Origin of the sequence: Streptomyces durocortorensis, from assembly GCF_016901035.1 — a bacterium.
GTDB classification, from domain to species: Bacteria; Actinomycetota; Actinomycetes; order Streptomycetales; family Streptomycetaceae; genus Streptomyces; species Streptomyces durocortorensis.
Genome location: NZ_JAFEUF010000088.1, coordinates 1 through 466 on the forward strand (window position 1 = coordinate 1; position 466 = coordinate 466).

Consider the following 466-nt stretch of genomic DNA (forward strand, 5'->3'; position numbering starts at 1 on the left):
CTCCCCCGCCGTGCCGCCCGCCCCGGTCGGCCCGACGACGTACCGGCTCCCGGGGCCGACGGGGCGAAGACGGCAGACGCCGACCCGCTCGGCTCCGGCCCGCCGTCGCAGTACCCGTGAGGCGATCCGACGGCGCCCCAGGGTGGCCAGCGCCATCGCGGGCACGGCCACGTTCCTGGCCGCCGTGTATCTGGGGATGATCCTGTTCTCCCCGGACTCAAGCTCTGCGGGCACGCCGGACCAGAGCCCGTCCTCGGCCCCCTCTCAGGACGTCGGTGACGGCGGTCAGCGGCAGGGCGATCAGCAGCAGGGCGGCGACCAGCAGAACGGGAACCGGAACCAGGGCCGGGATGACGGGAAGGGAAACAAGGACGGGAACGGTCATGGGGACGGGAACGGGGACGGAGACCGGGAGGGCGAGCGGGACGACTGAGTCCCGTCCGCCGCGGGGCGCCCGCCCCGCCCC

General features: G+C 75.1%; 1 pseudogene. It reads right to left on the reverse strand.

Going from position 1 to position 466, the window contains the following annotated elements:
* Nucleotides 1-217: 217 nt before the first annotated feature.
* Nucleotides 218-466 (reverse strand): annotated as a pseudogene (locus JS521_RS37680) (hypothetical protein); the annotation flags it as partial.